Source organism: Marinobacter sp. ST-43 (assembly GCF_030541085.1).
GTDB lineage: Bacteria > Pseudomonadota > Gammaproteobacteria > Pseudomonadales > Oleiphilaceae > Marinobacter > Marinobacter nauticus.
Window position 1 is genome coordinate 19,860 of the sequence record NZ_JASSVO010000008.1, and the last position, 19,390, is coordinate 39,249.

General features: G+C 58.1%; 17 protein-coding genes and 1 tRNA gene. 15 read left to right on the forward strand and 3 right to left on the reverse strand.

Annotated features, from left to right (window positions below; genetic code table 11):
- Positions 1-11 precede the first annotated feature (11 nt).
- Both QPL98_RS11730 and QPL98_RS11735 read left to right on the forward strand, forming a co-directional pair.
- Positions 12-2,138 (forward strand): methyl-accepting chemotaxis protein, encoded by a 2,127-nt coding sequence (locus tag QPL98_RS11730; protein ID WP_199452119.1) that lies wholly within the window; start codon positions 12-14, stop codon positions 2,136-2,138.
- A 154-nt stretch (positions 2,139-2,292) separates the two neighbouring features.
- The gene (locus QPL98_RS11735) at positions 2,293-2,547 is read left to right on the forward strand and encodes a GrxA family glutaredoxin (RefSeq protein ID WP_011785863.1); all 255 of its coding nucleotides are present in this window, start codon (positions 2,293-2,295) and stop codon (positions 2,545-2,547) included.
- Positions 2,548-2,619: 72 nt separating this feature from the next.
- On the opposite strand, the gene QPL98_RS11740 is transcribed toward QPL98_RS11735, so the two are convergent.
- Complete coding sequence (locus tag QPL98_RS11740) at positions 2,620-3,882, reverse strand: 6-phosphofructokinase (RefSeq protein WP_303293317.1); 1,263 nt, start codon at positions 3,880-3,882, stop codon at positions 2,620-2,622.
- Positions 3,883-4,026: 144 nt separating this feature from the next.
- Here QPL98_RS11740 and mpl point away from each other — a divergent pair, with 144 nt between their 5' ends.
- The 4 genes from mpl (at position 4,027) to QPL98_RS11760 (ending at position 9,380) form a co-directional block, all read left to right on the forward strand.
- Positions 4,027-5,421 carry a UDP-N-acetylmuramate:L-alanyl-gamma-D-glutamyl-meso-diaminopimelate ligase gene (gene mpl, locus QPL98_RS11745; protein ID WP_153740884.1) on the forward strand — a complete coding sequence of 465 codons (1,395 nt, stop codon included), beginning with the start codon at positions 4,027-4,029 and terminating at the stop codon, positions 5,419-5,421.
- A complete protein-coding gene (locus tag QPL98_RS11750; RefSeq protein ID WP_199452121.1) occupies positions 5,414-6,037 on the forward strand; it encodes a flavin prenyltransferase UbiX in 624 nt (207 codons plus the stop codon). Before mpl ends, QPL98_RS11750 begins: the two co-directional genes overlap by 8 nt.
- 122 nt (positions 6,038-6,159) lie before the next feature.
- Complete coding sequence (locus tag QPL98_RS11755) at positions 6,160-7,299, forward strand: acyl-CoA dehydrogenase family protein (protein ID WP_014420677.1); 1,140 nt, start codon at positions 6,160-6,162, stop codon at positions 7,297-7,299.
- A gap of 146 nt (positions 7,300-7,445) precedes the next feature.
- The gene (locus QPL98_RS11760) at positions 7,446-9,380 is read left to right on the forward strand and encodes a hypothetical protein (RefSeq protein ID WP_199452122.1); all 1,935 of its coding nucleotides are present in this window, start codon (positions 7,446-7,448) and stop codon (positions 9,378-9,380) included.
- A 149-nt stretch (positions 9,381-9,529) separates the two neighbouring features.
- Here QPL98_RS11760 and QPL98_RS11765 read toward each other — a convergent pair.
- Positions 9,530-9,616 (reverse strand) — tRNA-Leu (locus QPL98_RS11765).
- 273 nt (positions 9,617-9,889) lie between these two features.
- Here QPL98_RS11765 and rnr point away from each other — a divergent pair.
- The 8 genes from rnr to alr all read left to right on the forward strand — a co-directional run bounded on the left by rnr (position 9,890) and on the right by alr (position 17,999).
- Entirely contained in the window at positions 9,890-12,337 is a 2,448-nt protein-coding gene (gene rnr / locus QPL98_RS11770) for a ribonuclease R (RefSeq protein WP_011785851.1), read from the forward strand.
- A 25-nt stretch (positions 12,338-12,362) separates the two neighbouring features.
- Positions 12,363-13,100 carry a 23S rRNA (guanosine(2251)-2'-O)-methyltransferase RlmB gene (gene rlmB / locus QPL98_RS11775; protein WP_023011456.1) on the forward strand — a complete coding sequence of 246 codons (738 nt, stop codon included), beginning with the start codon at positions 12,363-12,365 and terminating at the stop codon, positions 13,098-13,100.
- Positions 13,101-13,345: 245 nt separating this feature from the next.
- Positions 13,346-13,759, forward strand: a complete 414-nt coding sequence (rpsF, locus tag QPL98_RS11780; protein ID WP_011785849.1) for a 30S ribosomal protein S6 — start codon at positions 13,346-13,348, stop codon at positions 13,757-13,759.
- Between the two features lie 24 nt (positions 13,760-13,783).
- The gene (gene rpsR / locus QPL98_RS11785) at positions 13,784-14,014 is read left to right on the forward strand and encodes a 30S ribosomal protein S18 (protein ID WP_011785848.1); all 231 of its coding nucleotides are present in this window, start codon (positions 13,784-13,786) and stop codon (positions 14,012-14,014) included.
- 25 nt (positions 14,015-14,039) lie between these two features.
- Positions 14,040-14,903: a hypothetical protein gene (locus QPL98_RS11790; RefSeq protein ID WP_023011457.1), complete on the forward strand. Its 864-nt coding sequence runs from the start codon at positions 14,040-14,042 to the stop codon at positions 14,901-14,903.
- A 20-nt stretch (positions 14,904-14,923) separates the two neighbouring features.
- Positions 14,924-15,370 carry a 50S ribosomal protein L9 gene (rplI, locus tag QPL98_RS11795; RefSeq protein ID WP_011785846.1) on the forward strand — a complete coding sequence of 149 codons (447 nt, stop codon included), beginning with the start codon at positions 14,924-14,926 and terminating at the stop codon, positions 15,368-15,370.
- A 149-nt stretch (positions 15,371-15,519) separates the two neighbouring features.
- Positions 15,520-16,926: a replicative DNA helicase gene (gene dnaB, locus QPL98_RS11800; RefSeq protein ID WP_014420683.1), complete on the forward strand. Its 1,407-nt coding sequence runs from the start codon at positions 15,520-15,522 to the stop codon at positions 16,924-16,926.
- Complete coding sequence (alr, locus tag QPL98_RS11805) at positions 16,926-17,999, forward strand: alanine racemase (RefSeq protein WP_022991954.1); 1,074 nt, start codon at positions 16,926-16,928, stop codon at positions 17,997-17,999. Before dnaB ends, alr begins: the two co-directional genes overlap by 1 nt.
- Here alr and QPL98_RS11810 read toward each other — a convergent pair.
- A complete protein-coding gene (locus QPL98_RS11810) occupies positions 17,968-18,330 on the reverse strand; it encodes a hypothetical protein (RefSeq protein WP_022991953.1) in 363 nt (120 codons plus the stop codon). The genes alr and QPL98_RS11810 overlap by 32 nt on opposite strands.
- Before the next feature lie 169 nt (positions 18,331-18,499).
- Here QPL98_RS11810 and QPL98_RS11815 point away from each other — a divergent pair, with 169 nt between their 5' ends.
- Complete coding sequence (locus QPL98_RS11815; RefSeq protein ID WP_113879837.1) at positions 18,500-19,372, forward strand: sugar nucleotide-binding protein; 873 nt, start codon at positions 18,500-18,502, stop codon at positions 19,370-19,372.
- Positions 19,373-19,390 lie beyond the last annotated feature (18 nt).

Below are 19,390 nucleotides of genomic sequence, written 5' to 3' on the forward strand. Positions count from 1 at the left end.
TTTCGATGTACATGAAACAACTCTCTCTGCGCGTAAAACTCTACGCCCTGGTGATTGCACTGCTGCTGACCATGGGGGTGAGTATTGTCATCACCGCCCAGCTTTCCCTCAGTTCCATGGAGGAACGGCTGACCCGGGAAACCCGGGGCACGGTACAAAGTATCGTCATGGATCAGCTTAGCGCTACCGCAGGGAAATACGGTGAGCTGGTGACCGGGGTATTCGAAACCGCCTACCAGACCCCGGAGGTGGTTCGCAGCCTGATTACCCGAAATATCGAAGCGGACAGCTCCGGAAGGATCAGCCGGCGCGACCTTCAGGAAAACATTGGGGCTGTGCTCGAGGAACAGAAGCACCTGAGTTCGATTTATGCCCAGTTTGAGCCGGATGGTTATGACGGTCAGGACATCTACTTTACCGGCGGCGTGGAAGAACACAGCAGTGATGAGGGTACCCTGGAGATCTACTACTATCGGGACCCGGCTGGCGACGTGGTATTCAGCAGGACCGAAGACCCTGCCACCAAATACCTGGAAAACCGCAATGAGTTCGGAATCCGTGAGGCCGAATGGTACCTGTGTTCCCGTGATTCCCTGAAGCCCTGTCTGATGGAGCCCTATGAGTACGAGGTTGAAGAGGGCTACTCCGAGCTGATGACCAGCCTGGTGGTGCCGGTGATTAACAACGGCGAGTTTGCCGGGGTGGTGGGTGCCGATATCAATCTGTCGACACTGCAGTCGACCATTGCCGGTGTCAGCGAGGAACTCTTTGACGGCCAGTCACGGGTGACATTGTTGAGCGAGAAAGGCCTGATTGCGGCTTCCAGTCATTATCAGGAGCAACTGGGGCGGCCGCTGAGGGAAGCTCTGCCGGATTTGGCCGGCGAGTTTACATCGCTGCACCGCAACGGGGGCAGTTTCGACAATGGTGAGATTCTTGCCGTGTCCTATCCCATCAAGGTGGCGTTGCCGGGCGCCGAGTGGTCGCTGTTGATCGAACTGCCCCGTGATACGGCTCTGGCCAGTGTGAATGAAATAACGGCGTTGCTGTCAGACGAAGTAACCAGCACTGCCACCCGCCAGACCGTGGTGGGCATTGTGGTGGTCGTACTTGCGATTGCTGTGTTGGTGTTGCTGGTGCGCTCGGTTACCCGGCCCCTGGACGAGATCCGGAAGCGCATGCGCAATCTGGCCAGTGCCGAGGGCGATCTTACCCGTGAACTGGATATTGACACCCATGCCGAGTTGATTGACCTGGCGGGCGGCTTCAATGCCTTCCTGGCCCGTCTGAGGGAAATGATCAACGACCTGAAAGACGTGAATGCCCAGGTTCGGGGGCAGGCCTCGGATGTTGGCGTCATTGCACGGGATACCGATGAGCAGACCGCCCGCCAGCACCAGGATATCGACAGCGTCGTGACCGCCATGAATGAAATGTCCGCGGCGGCCGGGGAAGTGGCCGGCTTTGCTGGCGAGGCAGCAGATAATGCCCGGGCGGCCCGGGACGGCATCAAGTTTACCCAGGACACACTGGGTACGGCGTTGCGGGGTGTGGATGCACTGGCCGGCGATATGGATCAGGCCAGCTCGGCCATTGGCCATGTTGCCCAGCGCAGTGAGGAAATTAATCGGATTCTGGAAGTGATCCGTGGCATTGCCGAGCAGACCAATCTGCTGGCACTGAATGCGGCTATCGAGGCTGCCCGGGCCGGAGAACAGGGGCGTGGCTTTGCGGTGGTGGCCGATGAAGTTCGCACGCTGGCGTCCCGAACCCGCGAATCCACGGATGAAATCAGTGGCATGATTGAGCGCCTGAAAGGCGACGTGGACGGTGCGGTAACGGTCATTGGAACCGGGGTGGAGCGGGCCACCAGCGCGGTAGAGGGTACCCGGGAAGCCAGTCACTCGCTGGCAACGGTGGTTGAGCGTATCGCCACTATTGTTGAGCATGTGACCCAGGTGGCCACCGCCGCTGAGGAGCAGAGCTCGGTGAGCGAGGAAATTAACCGAAACCTGACCCACATTGGCGATGCGGCCAACGACCTGCGAGAGTTGGCGCAACGGGTCCGGCAGAGTGGCGATGCGCTCGATGGCCAGGTTCAGGTGCTCGACCGTGAGCTGGGGCGCCTGAAAACCTGAGGCTGGCCCTTCCTCGGGCGATATCGGTATCGTCAGCTACTATCACGATCATGGCGAGGATCAATTTTCAATTGGTGCTCGCCATGCCATTATTGCGTCATTATAAATGCGCTGAGTGCCAGCCACTCGCAACCCTTTGAGTCAGGAGGTATGTATGGAGCAGGTCACGATTTATGGCCGTTCAAGTTGTGGTTTTTGCGTTCGGGCAAGGGACCTGTGTGAATCCAGAAACATCCCCTACGTGTGGGTGGACATGATCGAAAAAGGCATGAGCAAACAGGACATTGCCGACCGTATCGGCCATCCGGTCTACACGGTGCCCCAGATTCTGGTGGGTTCCGAGTATGTGGGTGGCTTCGACGATTTCTCGGCGTATGTCCGTCGCCATGAGGCACAAACGGCCAGTTAAATCACAGCGTTTATGGCGTAACAAAAAGCCCGGCAACTTGGCCGGGCTTTTTTGTGGAACTGCAGGGACGGATCAGAGTTCGAACTCGGTCCGCAGTTTCTTCTCCACCAGCTGGTTCTTCAGCTTGGCAACCCTGGGCAGGCCGTCGTCAAACGGCGGGAAACTTTCACCGGCAATCAGCGGCTGCAGGTAATCCCGGCAATCCTGGGTGATACCAAAGCCGTTGTCCGTGATGTAGTGGATCGGCATTTTCTTTTCCTGGTTGGCCACCTCGCTGAGATTGGCCTCGCCGATTGACCAGCGATAAGGCTTGGCCTGATCCCGCACGATGGTGGGCATCAGCGCCTGTTTGCCCGCCAGGGCCATTTCCACAGCAGCCTTGCCAACCGCATAGGCCTGCTCCACATCGGTGGCGGAGGCAATGTGTCTGGCTGCACGCTGCAGATAGTCTGCCACCGCCCAGTGGTATTTGTGGCCAAGGGCCTGTTTCACCATATTTGCCAGCGCCGGTGCAACGCCACCGAGCTGGGTGTGGCCGAAGGCGTCCTTGGCACCGGCATCGGCAACGAAGCGACCGTCTTCGTACTGGGCACCTTCAGACGCCACCACCACACAGTAGCCATAGTCCTTCACGCACTGATCCACCCGCTCCAGGAATTTCTCCCGGTTGAACGGAATTTCCGGGAACAGGATGATGTGGGGCGGTTCGCCCTCGCCCTGTCCGGCCAGCCCACCGGAGGCTGCAATCCAGCCGGCGTGGCGTCCCATCACTTCCAGAATGAAGACCTTGGTGGACGTTTCACACATGGACTTGATATCCAGGCTGGCTTCCAGGGTGGACGTGGCAATGTACTTGGCCACGGAGCCAAAGCCGGGGCAGCAGTCGGTGAAGGGCAGGTCGTTATCGACGGTCTTGGGCACGCCGATGCAGGTGATCGGGTAACCCATGCGGTCGGCCAGCTGGGAGACCTTGTAGGCGGTATCCTGGGAATCACCGCCGCCGTTGTAGAAAAAGTAGCCTATGTCGTGGGCCCGGAACACTTCAATCAGGCGCTCGTATTCGCGCTGGTTCTCGGAAATATTCTTGAGCTTGTATCGGCAGGAGCCGAAAGCCCCGCCCGGCGTGTGGATCAGGGCCTGGATGGCGTCGTCAGATTCCAGGCTGGTGTCAATCAGCTCTTCTTTCAACGCGCCGATGATGCCATTACGGCCGGCATAGACCTTGCCGATCTGGTCCGGATGTTTGCGTGCGGTCTGGATAACACCGCAAGCACTGGCATTGATAACGGCGGTGACCCCGCCAGACTGGGCATAAAATGCGTTCTTGATAGCCATCTCGGGCTGAAGCCTCCTGCTGGTTCAACGATGGCGCAGATGATACGCCAAACACCGCGGTTTTTCATGAGCATATGCCGGCTCTTGACCGCGCAGAAAGTATGGTAGAGGCTTGGCAGGTTTCAAACCGGAGGCACAACCTTAATGCATATACATATTCTGGGCATTTGCGGCACGTTCATGGGCAGTCTGGCGGTGATCGCCCGGGAGCTGGGGCATAAGGTGACCGGTTCGGACCAGGGCGTTTACCCTCCCATGAGTACTCAGCTGGAGGCCCAGGGCATTGCGTTGACAGAAGGTTACCGGCCCGAGAACCTGGAGCCGAAACCGGATCTGGTGCTGATCGGAAATGCCATGTCCCGGGGTAACCCGGAAGTGGAAGCAGTGCTCAACCGGCGCATTGATTATATGTCTGGCCCTGAATGGCTTGCCCGGGAGGTCCTGCGCCACCGTTGGGTGATGGCCGTAGCCGGTACCCATGGCAAAACCACCACAACGGCCATGTTGCTGTGGATTCTCGACCAGGCCGGCTTTGATGCCGGTTACCTGATAGGCGGTGTGCCCCAGGACTTTCCGGTGTCTGCCCGGCTGGGCAGCAGTGATTTCTTTGTGATCGAGGCGGATGAGTACGACAGCGCGTTCTTTGACAAGCGCTCCAAGTTCATCCACTACCGCCCGAATACCCTGATTCTGAACAATCTGGAATTCGACCACGCCGACATTTTCGAAAACGTGGAAGCCATCGAGCGTCAGTTCCACCACCTTGTGCGTACCGTACCGTCTCAGGGCCTGATCATTCGACCTGCCCTGGACAGCCACCTGGATAATGCCCTGGAGATGGGGTGCTGGAGCCCGGTGCAGGATACGGCTATCGGCAGCGAGATCAGCCGCACGGCGGACTGGCGGGCTGAGCTTCTGGCTGAGGATGGCAGCCGCTTCATGGTTATCCACCATGAGCAGCCGGTTGCGACCCTGAAATGGGGGCTGACCGGTTTGCACAATGTGCGTAATGCCCTGTCGGCGATTGCCGCTGCCCGTCATGTGGGCGTTACGCCTGACCATGCGGTGGCGGCGTTGTGCCGGTTCTCTGGAGTGAAGCGCAGAATGGAGCTGGTGGGCGAAATCGGCGGTGTGCGCGTATACGACGACTTTGCCCATCATCCAACCGCGATTGCGTCTACCCTGGAGGGATTGCGCAATCGGGTGGGAGATGAGCCCATCCTGGCCATTATCGAACCCCGCTCCAATACCATGAAGCAGGGTGTGCACAAGCAGACGCTGATCCCGAGTGCCGCACTGGCGGATCGGGTGCTTTGGGGTAATCTCAGTGATATGGACTGGTTGCCGGAACTGGTGGGGAGCTGGCAGGCGGAACATGGTGAGCTGGATCATCACAGGGTGGAGGCGTCGGTGGAGGAACTGATTGAGAAGGCGCTGGAGGGACTGCCAGAGACCTGTCATATCGTGATCATGAGTAATGGCGGTTTTGGCGGCATTCATCGGAAACTGGTGGCGGAACTGGAGAAGCGTCGTGGCTGAACAATCACCGGTTGTTAATCTGGCGTTTACCGGCGCGTCCGGAGCCCAGTACGGGCTTCGTCTGTTGCAGTGCCTGGTAGCCAACGGTTGCCGTGTGAACATGATGATCAGTAAGGCGGCCCAGGTGGTGATCGCGACTGAAACCGATTTTCGGCTGCCGGGTTCCACGCCTGCCATGGCAGAGGCCTTGTCGGACTTCGCCGGTGCGCAGCCCGGTCAGGTACAGGTCTTTGGCCGGGAGGAGTGGTTTTCTCCACCGGCTTCCGGTTCCGGCGAGAAGGCGCCGCTGGTGATATGCCCCTGCAGCACTGGCACGCTCTCGGCTCTGGCGACCGGGGCCAGCAATAACCTGATCGAGCGCGCCGGCGATGTGGCCCTGAAGGAGCGCCGCAAGCTGATTCTGGTGTTACGGGAGACGCCGTATTCCGAAGTGCACCTGGAAAACATGCTCAAGCTCACCCGCATGGGCGCGGTGATGATGCCGGCGAGCCCCGGGTTCTATCACAACCCGCAGTCGGTAGATGATCTGGTCGATTTTATGGTGGCCCGGATTCTCGACCATCTGGATCTTCCGCAAACCCTGGTACCCCGCTGGGGCGAAAAGAAAGCCAACTGATCCGTTCCGGGGCGATGGTTTTGGCCAAAGCGATTGATGGTTTTCACCATTGAGCGAAACCCCGCCCCGCCACAGACTTGCTGAACACAACGATAAACCAACCCGTTTACCGAGGTTCAGCAATGATTCCACGTACTCTTTTCGACGCCGATCTTGAAGGCTTCCGGGACTCCGTTCGCAAGTTTCTGGAGCAGGAAGCGGCTCCGTATCATGACCAATGGGAAAAAGATGGCCAGGTCAGCCGGGAGCTCTGGAAAAAAGCGGGCGAGCTGGGGTTCCTATGCCCCATGCTGCCGGAAGAGTACGGCGGTGTGGGGGCCGATTTCCGTTACTCGGCGGTGATCATGGAAGAAATCTCCCGGGCCGGATTGTCCGGCATTGGCTGGGGGCTGCACTCCGATATCGTGGCGCCCTATATCCTGAACTACGGCTCGGAAGAGCAGAAGCAGAAGTATCTTCCCAAAATGGCATCAGGTGAAATGATCACTGCCATCGCCATGACCGAGCCTGGGGCAGGTTCCGATCTTCAGGGCGTGAAAACCACGGCCATTCGCCAGGGTGACCATTACATTCTGAATGGCTCAAAAACCTTTATCACCAACGGTCAGCTAGCGGATCTGGTGATTGTTGTTGCCAAGACTGACCCCAAAGAAGGTGCCAAGGGCACCAGCTTGTTGCTGGTCGAAACCGCCTGGGAGGGCTTTGAAAAGGGCCAGAATCTGAACAAGGTGGGCATGAAGGCCCAGGATACCTCTGAGTTGTTCTTCCAGGACGTAAAAGTTCCGGCAGATAATCTGTTGGGTAGCATGGAAGGACAGGGCTTCTTCCAGTTGATGCAGGAGTTGCCGGCAGAGCGGCTTCAGGTGGCCCTGACCGCAGTCGCTGCCGCCGAGGCCGCCTGGCAGTGGACCCTGGATTACGTGAAAGAACGCAAAGCCTTCGGTAAACCGGTCATCGCGTTCCAGAACACCCGTTTCAAGCTGGCCGAGCTGAAAGCCGAAATCACGGCAGCCCGTGTCTTTACGGACCGCTGCCTGGAGCTGCACCTCGACAAGAAGCTGGATATCCCGACGGCGGCCATGCTCAAGCAGCACACCACCGACCTTCAATGCAAGGTGATGGACGAATGCGTTCAGCTGCACGGTGGCTATGGCTACATGTGGGAGTACCCGATTGCCCGGGCGTGGGCCGATTCGCGCGTGCAGCGGATCTACGCCGGTACCAACGAAATCATGAAGGAAATCGTGGCGCGGTCGTTCTGACGAATTGCCCCGATTTGCAGGCCCCGGCACATTCCGGGGCCTGCTCGTTACCAAACTTTACAATTTGCCAAGCCTGTCAAGGTCTCCCGGCGGCACATCTCCTAAAGTAGCGGCACAACCTCTAACAAGGATAAATGGTTGCCGCGATGAAACGTCTGATCAGTGTTACCGTTCCTCTGCTGTCACTTGCGATCGCCGGCTGTGGCGATGAATCCGATGACCTGCCGGTTGATGGCCGGGAGTTCGATGGTGTTACCTACAGCGAGCGGGCGCCCTACCAGGGGCGTGTGATCGACGGATACCTCAACAATGCCCGGGTCTGGCTGGATCTTGACGACAATGGCCAGTACACCGCAGGGCCGGTGGAGATTGAGCTGGACAGCGGTAATACCCACGTTCTGGAGAATGGCGAGCCAACCGTGATGAGCGGTCCCGGCGGGCGGTTTTCCATGGACGTTTCCGCACTGGATGTTCCGCCATCGATCGGCGCAAACCTGGACCCCAGGGATTATCCGCTTTATGCCCTCGCCATTCCCGGGCAGACCCTGGAGGAGCGAAGCTACGGCGATGAGGCGGTCAGCCGGGCGTTTTTGATGTCAGCCAGCCCCGGCGTAACCAATATTACCCCCCTGACTACGCTGGCCCGTTTCCGGAGCCTGGCCGGCCAGTGGAATGCTGAAAATCCGATTCCGGATAACCGGTTCGCTGATCTGGACGGTATCAACCTGTGGAAGGACTATATTCTTGCCAATGATGACCGGGCTCACGCCTATGCCCGGGCGTTGGCGCGGTTCATGGCCAGCCAGATTCCTGATGGCTACAACGATTACCTGGCAGGGAATGGCAGTGACGGCAGCGAAGCCAGCCTGTTACCGCGTGACGGGGTGTACCTGCTTGGTTATTCGGTGGTGCAGAACGTTGATGAGGTTATTGCCATTGTCGATGCCGCTGCGTCCGGTGGCAACTACGGCAATGTGGATACCGATACGCTGGTACTGCCGGATGTTGATGTGGAAGTAAGCAATCCCAGGCTTCTGGTGAGTCAGCGGATTTCGGCACGGCCAACCCGATCAGACGTACTGCCTACCAATACCTCTGACCTCGGTGCCTCGGCTGAGCTGTCTTTTGAATACAGTGAAGGTGGCAGGCTGCTGGCTGTATCCAGTCGGGGCTGCCTGGGTATTTCATTGCCAGAGATGGCCCGTTTGTTTCAGGCCGATGGCTATATGACCAATTTGAAGACCCAGTGGCTGCCATCTTCCTCCCTTTCGCCCCAAAGTGCCGTCTGGTACGACGAGGAGGGCGTGCACGAGCGTCTGGAGTTTGCCTGGGAGAATGGCACGGCCAGTCTTGATACCGTCACTACGTGCCATGAGCAGACGCTCGGGGTAACGCCAGGGGGAACCGAGCTGGATGGTATCGGTGACATCAGCTGGGTTTGGGATGGGCAGGCCGGGACTCTGGTGGAGTCCGTGCCCGGTAGGGCTGATGATCGCGTGCTGACGTTAGAGGTAGCCAATTCGCCAGCGGACATTCTGGATGGCGAGCAGTCGCCACGGGATCTGGTCAGTGGGTATCGGCTGACCGCGGGCGGTGGCCTGGAAGCAGCCGTTCAGTTTGCAGGTGGTGGAGCCTCCTGCGCGCCCCAGGGTGTTGCGCCTAACGATACCGAGCGCAACGGCCAGTATGCGACCCGGCTGTTTCCCTTCTCATTTACCAGTGACGTTGCCGCTTCCGATCTTTTCGGGGCCGGCGCCTATGAATACGATATTGATGATCGCAATGGCGTCTCTTTTGCCCGCTTGCTCCGGTTCCCGTTCCTGGATCGGGCGACCGCAAATAGGCCAGAAGTGGATTCTGCGAACGGGGCGTTCCAGTGGCAGCTGTTTTACGACGCACTGAACAGCGAAGAGCTGGATATGCAGCGTCCGAACCTGCTCAAGACGGCGTATCTGGTCGATTTCGTCGCCACATCCGATTGCGGTGACGGTCCTCTCGACCGGCCGGGCCGGGCGTATTCCACAGTGGAGTACGAGTACCAGAGCCTCTCGGACTATCTGTTGGACAGGCTGTCGGAGTAAGGCGGTTTGCGGAAAGGGCGATGGATGTTCTGTCTGTCGTCCTTCCAGACAGCACAAAATGCTCGGCGTAAATACGGCGAGTTCGACGTCAGATGCTGCTGATTTTTTCGGGATTTTTAATTTCTTAGGCCATTTTCTGGGGAAGAAAATGGTGCCGAGGAGAGGACTTGAACCTCCACGGGGTTGCCCCCACTAGCACCTGAAGCTAGCGTGTCTACCAATTTCACCACCTCGGCAGGTGATTTGCAGATTCGCGTATAGTTTATTGAAAACCTAGCGTTTCTGCCAGTGGTGAGGAGTTGCCCCTCAACCAATGGCGCGTACTTTAATGATTCGTTCAGGTGCTGTCAAACATTTTTTTCAAAAAAGTTTCGGCGGCAGAGTCTGACGATTTCAGGGTATTTGTGCCTATATTGGCGCCCTTGTTAGGCAGCATTCCCATCCCAACGTTATACTGCATCAAACATGAATGATGCCGCACGGTTTGCGGTGAGACAGAAAGGATCCGAATGGTTTCCAGGAAGAACAAACAAAGTGACCCTCATGCCCAGCGTGAGGCCCAGAAATATGACAACCCCATCCAGAGTCGGGAGTACATTCTCCAACATCTGAAAGAGCGGGGCGCGCCGGCCACGCACGAGACCCTGTGTCAGGAGCTCGGGCAGACGTCTGCGGAAGGAATTGAAGCGTTGCGCCGTCGTCTGATTGCGATGTGCCGTGATGGACAGTTGATCTGTAACCGCCGTGATGCGTTCCTGCCGATCGAGGAAGCGGATCTGGTCACCGGGCGTGTGGTTGGACATCGTGATGGTTTCGGGTTTCTGATCCCCGATGACGGTGGCTCCGACCTGTTTCTGACTGCCCGGCAGATGCGCCAGGTATTCCACGGTGACCGGGTAGCCGCCCGGGTGGATCAGGTGGATGATCGCGGGCGCCGGGAAGGCAAGATTGTAGAAGTGCTGGAGCATCGCACCTCCCAGATCGTCGGTCGCTTTTTTAAAGAAAGCGGCATCGCCTTCGTAGTGCCAGAGAACGCCAGAATCAATCACGAGATACTGGTTCCGGATGAGCAGGCGGGTAAGGCGGTTCACGGCCAGTATGTTGTGGTGGAAATCATTCGTCAGCCGACGATTCGAACCCAGCCCACCGGCCAGGTTATCGAGATTCTGGGCGAGCACATGGCGCCGGGAATGGAAATCGATGTGGCCATTCGTTCCTACGAAATCCCGCATAGCTGGCCGCCCGCGGTCGGTGAACAGGCCGCCTCGATTCCCGCGGAAGTGGCAGAGAAAGACAAGGCAAACCGGGTGGATATCCGCAACATGCGCCTGGTGACCATCGACGACGAGAGCGCTCGTGACTTCGATGATGCCATTTACTGCGAGCCTCGTCCCCGTGGTGGCTATCGGTTGGTGGTGGCCATCGCTGATGTCTCCCATTATGTCCGCCCGGGGTCGCCACTGGATGAAGAGGCCATTCAGCGCGGTAACTCGGTGTATTTTCCGGACCACGTGGTGCCCATGCTGCCGGAGAAGCTCTCCAATGGCCTGTGTTCCCTGAACCCGGATGTCGACCGTCTGTGCATGGTGGCCGACATGACCATCAGTGCCGCCGGTAACATCAGCGGCTACACCTTCTATCAGGCCGTAATGCGCAGCCATGCCCGGCTGACCTACAACAAGGTCAGTGCCATGCTGGAGCATCCGGATACGGAGCAGGGCTACAAACTCAGCGCCCACTATGCGGATCTGCTGCCGCATCTGCACAACCTGTATGACCTCTACAAGTTGTTGCGAAAGGCTCGCACCGAGCGTGGGGCCATTGATTTCGAGACCACGGAAACCAAGATTGTTTTCGATGCCCAGCGCAAGATTGAGGAAATTGTTCCGGTGCACCGGAACGATGCCCACAAGATTGTCGAAGAGTGCATGCTGTGCGCCAATGTGGCGACGGCCCGCTTCCTCAAGAAGCACAAGATTCCGGCGCTTTACCGGGTGCACGACGGGCCTTCGGAAGAGCGTCTGAGCAATCTGCGCCTGTTCCTGGGTGAGCTGGGATTGCAGCTGGGCGGCGGCGACAAGCCGTCATCGGCAGATTACCAGGCCTTGCTGGGTCAGGTGGCCGACCGCCCGGATGCCAATGTCATCCAGATGGTGATGCTGCGCTCTCTGAGCCAGGCGGTGTACAGTCCTGAGGAAGCCGGGCATTTTGGTCTTGGCTTCGCCAGTTATACCCACTTCACGTCGCCAATTCGACGTTACCCGGACCTGATTGTGCATCGGGCCATCAAGTCCCGGATCCATAATCCCGAGGCAACCAAAGATCTGGTGTCCCCGAAGGTGCACGATCCCGAATTGGCTGAGTATCCCTACGATTATGCCCGTATGGAGCAGTTGGGTGAGCATTGCTCCATGACCGAACGCCGGGCCGACGATGCCACACGGGATGTCATGGCCTGGCTCAAGTGCGAGTTCCTGCGCGATCACGTGGGCGAGGAGTACGATGGCATTATCGGCGCGGTGGTGCCGTTTGGCTTCTTTGTTGAGTTGTCCGATATCTACATCGAAGGTCTGGTACACGTCTCCACGCTCAGTGGTGACTACTTCCATCACGATGCCGTCAAGCATCGTCTGATTGGTGAGCGCACGGCGGTCAGCTTCCGTCTGGGTGACGAAGTGCGTGTCCGCGTGGTGCGTGTCGATCTGGAAGACCGCAAAATCGATCTTGAGCTGGTAAGTACCCCCAGGCGCCGGAAGGCAGACCGCGATGCGCTGGAAGTGTCCAAGCGCGAGCCGCGGGGCAAGGGCAAGGGTGATCGCTCCGGTAAAGGGCGAAAAACCGGTAAGCCGGCCAGCGCCAAGGAAAAGCTGGCAGCAGAGGCTGCCCGGGAGGCCCGGTCCAAATCGGCCAAAGGTAAACCGTCAGGCTCGGGCCGTAAGCGCAAGAGTCGCAAATAACACGTTACGCAGGAATTGATTGTCAGTGTCTCAGGAATATGTATTCGGCTGGCATGCCGTAGATGCCGTGCTGAAAAGAGAGCCGGAGCGGTTGCAAAGGGTCTGGATTCAGACCGGTCGTCAGGACAAGCGGGTGAAGTCGGTTACCGATGCCCTTGACGGTCTGGGGGTGCCCTGGAAAGTGGTGCACCGGAAAGAGTTGGATGAGCGGGTGTCGGGTGTCCACCAGGGTGTTGTTGCTGCCGTTGCGGAAAGCCGGGAGTGGACCGAGGATGATCTTCTTGCCCAGTTGGCCGCCAGCGACAAGTCGCCATTCCTTCTGGTGCTGGATGGCGTGACGGATCCCCATAATCTGGGTGCGTGCATGCGTACCGCCGATGCGGCGGGAGTGCAGGCCGTGATTGTGCCCAAGGATAAATCTGCCTCGTTGACACCGGTTGCCCGAAAGGTCGCCTGTGGGGCGGCAGAAACGGTACCGTTTGTCCGGGTGACCAATCTCGCCCGTTTCCTTCGGGAGTTGAAGGACCAGGGCGTGTGGTTGATTGGTACGGCCGGTGAGGCGGATGCCACCTTGTATCAGGCTGATTTCAAGGGGCCGGTTGCTCTGGTGATGGGCGCCGAAGGTAAAGGTATGCGCCGGCTGACCCGTGAACATTGTGACCAGTTGATCAACATCCCGATGCTCGGCCACGTCGACAGTCTGAATGTGTCTGTGGCGACCGGTGTCTGTCTGTACGAGGCACTGCGCCAGCGCCTCGGTTAAACCTTGCACAAACAGGCCTGCGGGCCTAGAATACGTCACCCCTTTTTCAAGGGGTGGCTTTTTATTGTCTGTTGTATGGCAATGGTTAGCTTCGCTTTTGATCAAGCCTTTCTTGTAAAGCCTTATTGATAAAGCAAAAAAGAAACCGGCAGCACTTGCTGTCACCTCCTTGCTTTCACGCTCCGGCCACAACCACTGGTATGGCCACCGGGAGAAGGAAGCTGTTTAAACCGTAGGGAGAACTCATGCGTCACTACGAAATCGTTTTCATGGTACATCCGGATCAGAGCGAGCAGGTGCCCGCGATGATCGAGCGTTATACCAGCGTCATCACTGAAGATGGCGGCAAGGTACATCGCCTGGAAGATTGGGGCCGTCGTCACCTGGCTTACCCGATCAACAAGATCCACAAGGCTCACTACGTGCTGATGAACATCGAATGTTCACAGGCCGCGATGGACGAGCTGACTCACAACTTCCGGTTTAACGACGCCATCATCCGTGACCTGATTCTGCGTCGCGACGAGGCCGTTACCGACCTGTCTCCGATGAAAGCCGCTGAGTCCCGTGAGGACCGTCGTTCCGGCGGAGACGATCGTCCACGTCGTTCAGCTGACTCTGAAGAGCGTCAGAGCGCATCCCAGGACGAAGAAGAGTAATTAACCGGAGTTAGGAGTTACGTTATGGCTCGTTTTTTCAGACGTCGTAAGTTCTGCCGCTTCACGGCAGAAGGTGTTAAAGAGATCGATTACAAGGATCTGGACACCCTGAAAGGCTACATCACTGAAACCGGCAAAATCGTGCCCAGCCGCATCACCGGCACCAAAGCACGTTATCAGCGTCAGCTGGCTACCGCTATCAAGCGTGCCCGCTACCTGGCACTGCTGCCGTATACGGACGGTCACGACCACTAAGTTTTAACGGACAGGACCCGGGACCATGCGTGCACTGGCACAGTATGTAATGCGCGGTCCCCTGCAGGCTGGCGGGGTTGCAGCGGTTACCACCGCAGTACCCTTACTGTTCTGGATTGGCGCAGCGGTAACTGGCCTGGTCGTTCTTCGACTGGGCATTCGCCAGGGGCTCAATATTGGCCTCTGGGCTTTGATTCCGGCGATCGGGTGGGCCGTTTACGGCCAGGATCCCACGGCGCTGGCGGTGCTGCTGCAGGTGATGCTGATGGCATCCATTATCCGGACGACGTTGTCCTGGGAAAGAGCGCTGTTGTCCGGTGCCTTTCTGGCGATACTGACCGGGCTGATGTTGCCTATGATGTATCCGGCGCTGCTGAACGATCTGGTTCAGGCTGGTGTCGAGGTTTACGAGCAGTACAACACTGAAATGGCCCGTGCGCTGGGTGGTGAACTGGAACAGGTTATCCGGGACACCATGAACGCCAGCATGGCCGGTACCTACTTTGCCACCGCCATCGGTATGACGATGCTGGCAAGGTCGTGGCAGGCGGGGTTGTATAACCCCGGTGGATTCCGCAAGGAATTCCATGGCCTCAGGTTATCGCCGGCGGTAGCCGTAGTGTGCGCCATCACCATGGTGGTCGGCCCGATTCTTGGGCTGAATGCCATTCTGCTGGCCTGGGCTGCGGGCACCCCGCTGGTTCTGGCCGGGTTGGCTCTGGTGCACGGTGTGTTTGCTCGAAAGCAGTGGAGCGGAAACTGGCTGGCAATGTTTTACGTTGCTCTGGTTCTGCTGGGTCCCAATCTGTTGATGCTGTTAGTGGTTCTGGCTTTTGTGGATAGCTGGCTGGATATCCGGGGGCGTATACCCGCCGGTCCGGCTGAATAAAGCACGAAGAGGTTAACGAGATGGAAGTTATTCTGCTCGAGAAAGTCGCAAACCTTGGCTCCCTGGGTGACAAGGTAAAGGTTAAGGCCGGTTACGGTCGTAATTTCCTGCTGCCGTACGGCAAGGCCGTTCCTGCTACGGAAGCAAACGTAAAGGCGTTTGAAGAGCGTCGCGCTGAGCTGGAAAAAGCTGCTGCTGAGAAGCTGGCTGCTGCCCAGGCCCGTGCCGAAGCTCTGGAAGGCGCTTCCTTCACCATCACCTCCAAGGCTGGTGAAGAAGGTAAGCTGTTCGGTTCTATCGGTGTTCGTGACATTGCCGACGCAGTGTCTACCGGTGGTACTGAAGTCGAGAAGAGCGAAGTTCGTCTGCCGGAAGGCCCGATCCGGGTGACTGGCGAGTACGACATCGAGCTGCAGCTGCACACAGACGTTGAAGTGACCATCAAGCTGGCGGTTGTTGCCGAGTAATCGGTAGCCCAGTGACAGGTCGATTCAACCAGCACTGAAGCCACAGGTTTCCGTGCTGAAAAACGGGCCCGAGCCGGAGACGGTTTCGGGCCCGTTGCTTTCTGGTATTCTTGTCATCTCGTTTGTTCATTTCCCTGATGTCGGTGTCTATGGCCAATCCCACTCTGAAACCTGCTTCTATTGATCCGGAAACCAGTCGCATCAAGGTCCCGCCGCATTCGGTCGAGGCTGAACAGGCGGTGCTCGGCGGCCTGATGCTGGACAACCGTCGGTTTGACGAGATCGCCGAGATTATTTCAGCGGCTGATTTTTACCGGCAGGACCATCGCCTGATTTTCGGCGCCGTGGAGCGCCTGGCCAGCGAGAGCGAGCCGCTGGATGTGGTTACCCTGGCCGAGTTTCTGGAACGGGCCGGCGATATTGAGGATGCTGGTGGTCTGTCTTATCTGGCGGAACTCGCCGAGAAAACACCCGGCGCCGCCAATATCAGAGCCTACGCTGACATTGTTCGCGAACGCTCCATTCTGCGGCAGCTGGTGGAGGTGTCCGGCAAGATCTCCGATTCGGCCTTCAACCCGCAGGGGCGAAAAAGTAACGATATTCTGGACGAAGCAGAACGCAGTGTGTTCCAGATCGCCGAGGCACGTACTAAAGAAGGTTCCGGTCCCAAGGCCATCAACCCCATCCTGGCGACCACACTCAGCCGGATTGAAGAGTTGTTTGAATCCGGCGAGCAGACGACCGGTTTGACTACTGGTTTCCGGGACCTGGACGACCAGACCTCCGGTATGCAGCCGGCCGACTTGATCATTGTGGCGGGGCGGCCCTCTATGGGTAAGACCACCTTTGCCATGAACATTGTTGAGAACGCCCTGATCAGCACCGGCACCCCGATACTGGTGTTCAGTATGGAGATGCCCGCAGATGCGCTGGCCATGCGTATGCTGTCGTCGCTTGGTCGCATTGATCAGACCAAAGTGAGGGGCGGCAAGCTGGAAGAGGATGACTGGCCCCGGCTTACCTCTGCCGTCAGTCTGTTGAAGGATAAGCCGCTTTATATCGATGACACTCCGGGGCTGAGCCCGACAGAAATGCGCTCCAGGGCCCGTCGGGTGGCGCGGGAGAACGGCGGCAAGATTGGCCTGATCATGGTCGACTACCTGCAGTTGATGCGGGTGCCGGGTAACACTGAAGGCCGGACTGCGGAGATTTCTGAAATCTCACGCTCACTCAAGGGTATTGCCAAAGAACTGGGCTGCCCGGTTGTGGCGCTGTCCCAGTTGAACCGGAGTCTGGAGCAGCGCCCCAACAAACGCCCGGTCAACTCGGACCTGCGGGAATCCGGTGCGATCGAGCAGGATGCCGATGTGATCATGTTCGTATACCGGGATGAGGTCTACAACGAGGATACGCCGGATAAGGGCATTGCCGAGATCATTATTGGTAAGCAGCGGAATGGCCCGATCGGTACCATCCGTCTCGCGTTCATCGGTAAATACACCAAATTCGAAGACCTGGCGCACGGCGATTACAGCGATTACGGTGGGGATTATTAATGCCACGCCCCACCGTTGCCCGCATTGATCTTGACGCCCTGAAACACAATTTCCGCCGGGCCCGGGAACTGGCCGGAACCGCCTATGCCATGGCGGTGGTCAAAGCCGATGGCTATGGCCATGGCATTCGCTCGGTTGCTGATGCTCTGGCCCCGGAGACCAGCCGGTTTGCGGTGGCCTGTATCGAGGAAGCCATAGCCATTCGCGGTGCCGGCCATCGACACAGCGTGGTGCTGCTGCAGGGCACCCATCAAAAGGATGATCTGGCCGAATGTGAGCGGTCGGGTTTTGAACCGGTGCTCCACTGTCAGCAACAGTTATCGTGGCTCGGTGTGGGGCGTTCTCCCAGATTCTGGATCAAGGTCAATACTGGCATGAACCGTCTGGGCTTCCGGCCCGAAGAGCTGCCGGAGGTGATGGCCGGGCTTGAGGAAGCGGGCCTGAAGCATCTTGCGATTGGTTTTGTCACTCATTTTGCCTGTGCCGATGATTCGGACAGCGAAATGACCGGGCTCCAGACCCGGATTTTTGAGCGGGCAGTAGCCCCCTGGCCGGATTTGATGCGTAGCGTTGGCAATTCTGCGGCTCACTTTCGCCCGAATCAGCCGCTGTACGAGTGGAGCCGCCCGGGGATCATGCTCTACGGGGCGTCACCCATGGAGGGCAAAACCGGTGCGGAGCTGGGGCTTTGCCCTGCGATGACCTTGCAGGCGCCTCTGATTACCACACGCGTGGTTCGTGCCGGGGAGTCGGTAGGGTATGGCGCTTCCTGGACGGCCAGTCAGGATACCCGGATGGGCATGGTGGCCATTGGTTATGCCGATGGCTACCCGCGTCACGCGGGTACCGGAACGCCAGCCGCTGTGCGCGGCCAGCGAATCCGTTTGTTGGGGCGGGTCTCCATGGACATGCTGGCGGTAGACCTGAGTGCTGTCCCTGAAGCCCGCGAGGGCGACCTGGTGGAGCTCTGGGGCAAAACCGTGAGTGTCGACGAGGTGGCCGGTTACGCCGGTACCATTGGCTATGAGTTGCTCACCGGCGTTACGTCGCGGGTGCCTCGGGTTCATGAATGATTTCTTCGATGAAATCGAGAATCGCCGCCAGGCTGCGGTCGTCCAGTTTCTTGAGGACTTTGTGAATCACCATTTTGCTGCCCTTGAGCATGCTACTGATGCCCATTTTGGCCATTCCCATCATCATGCTGCCGGCATTCAGGCGGCGTAGTGGCTCAAGGAAAAAGAAATCCAGCCCGGATTCGGTCAGTTCAACGATGAGCTCATACAGCTGGTCGATGGCCTGCTTGTCGGCTTTGCCGCGGCCTTTGAGCTCACTGACGGTATAAAGAGCCCGGGTTCTTAGTTCATCGGGGATAGGGGCCACTATATGGCTCTGTTGTTTCAGCATTGGGATTCCCGTTGTTGTATGCTTGTCGATCCGGGAGCGTTCACCGGCTCCCCGTAAGGCTGACGTTTCAGGCTGCATGATACTGCAGTAAAGTAGTGTTCCGAGCCATTGGCCCGAGTGTTTCCTGACATCCGTCACATCAGTGATATTCCGGAGGCGTTGTTTCCACGTGCATGTACTTGTTGTTCACGACTATGGCCCGCTTGGCAAGGTGCTGTTGGAGCGCCTGCGGGAAACGCATCTGCGGATCAGTCCTTTGCTGGTCAGTGATCCTGCCAATGTCGACCTGCATGCCCTGGATAACTGGATTCCTGAAGACACCGCGCTGATTATCAATGCGTTGTGGCTCGCGGATCCGGAAAAGGCGGAGAAAAACCGGGAGGCGACTCACGAAGCGGCGTTTTCATTGCCGTTGGCGCTGGCCGAGCATGCCCGTGAGCGCAAAATGGCTTTACTGCAGCTTTCTTCATGTTATGTGTTTGATGGCCGTAAACAGGGTGCCTACATAGCGTCGAATCCAGGGCAGCCTGTTAACGAGCTGGGTCGCTGGCAATGGGAATGTGAGCAGGCCCTGAGAACGCAGCTCCCGCGGCATATTATTCTGCGTACCGGCTGGAGCCTGGCCCGATTTATCGGCAAGGTTCAGCGAAGTACGGCGCAAGGTGGCCTGTCTTTGCCCGGCCGGTGTCAGGGGCAGCCGGTGGCGGTGAAAGATCTGGCGAGGGTGATCGTGGCGGTGGCGCTCCAGATCGATTGTGGTGCTGAAGTCTGGGGTACCTACCAGTACGCCGGGGCAGAAGAGATCAATCTGTATGAACTGGGGTTGGCGATCGCCGGCATGCCTGGCATTCCTGAAGGAATCAAGGTGGTGGACGAGGTGCCCGACTGGGGCCACATCGAACCGGTAAACACCACTATGGTCTGTACCAAGATCCGCAATACCTTCGGCATAAAACAGATGCCGTGGCGCACCTGGTTGTCTGAAGAGGTGGCGATGTTGAAGGAATCGAACAGCGCTGAGCGGGTTCCGGCAAATTCCTGAACCCGCTCAGAGTGTGTG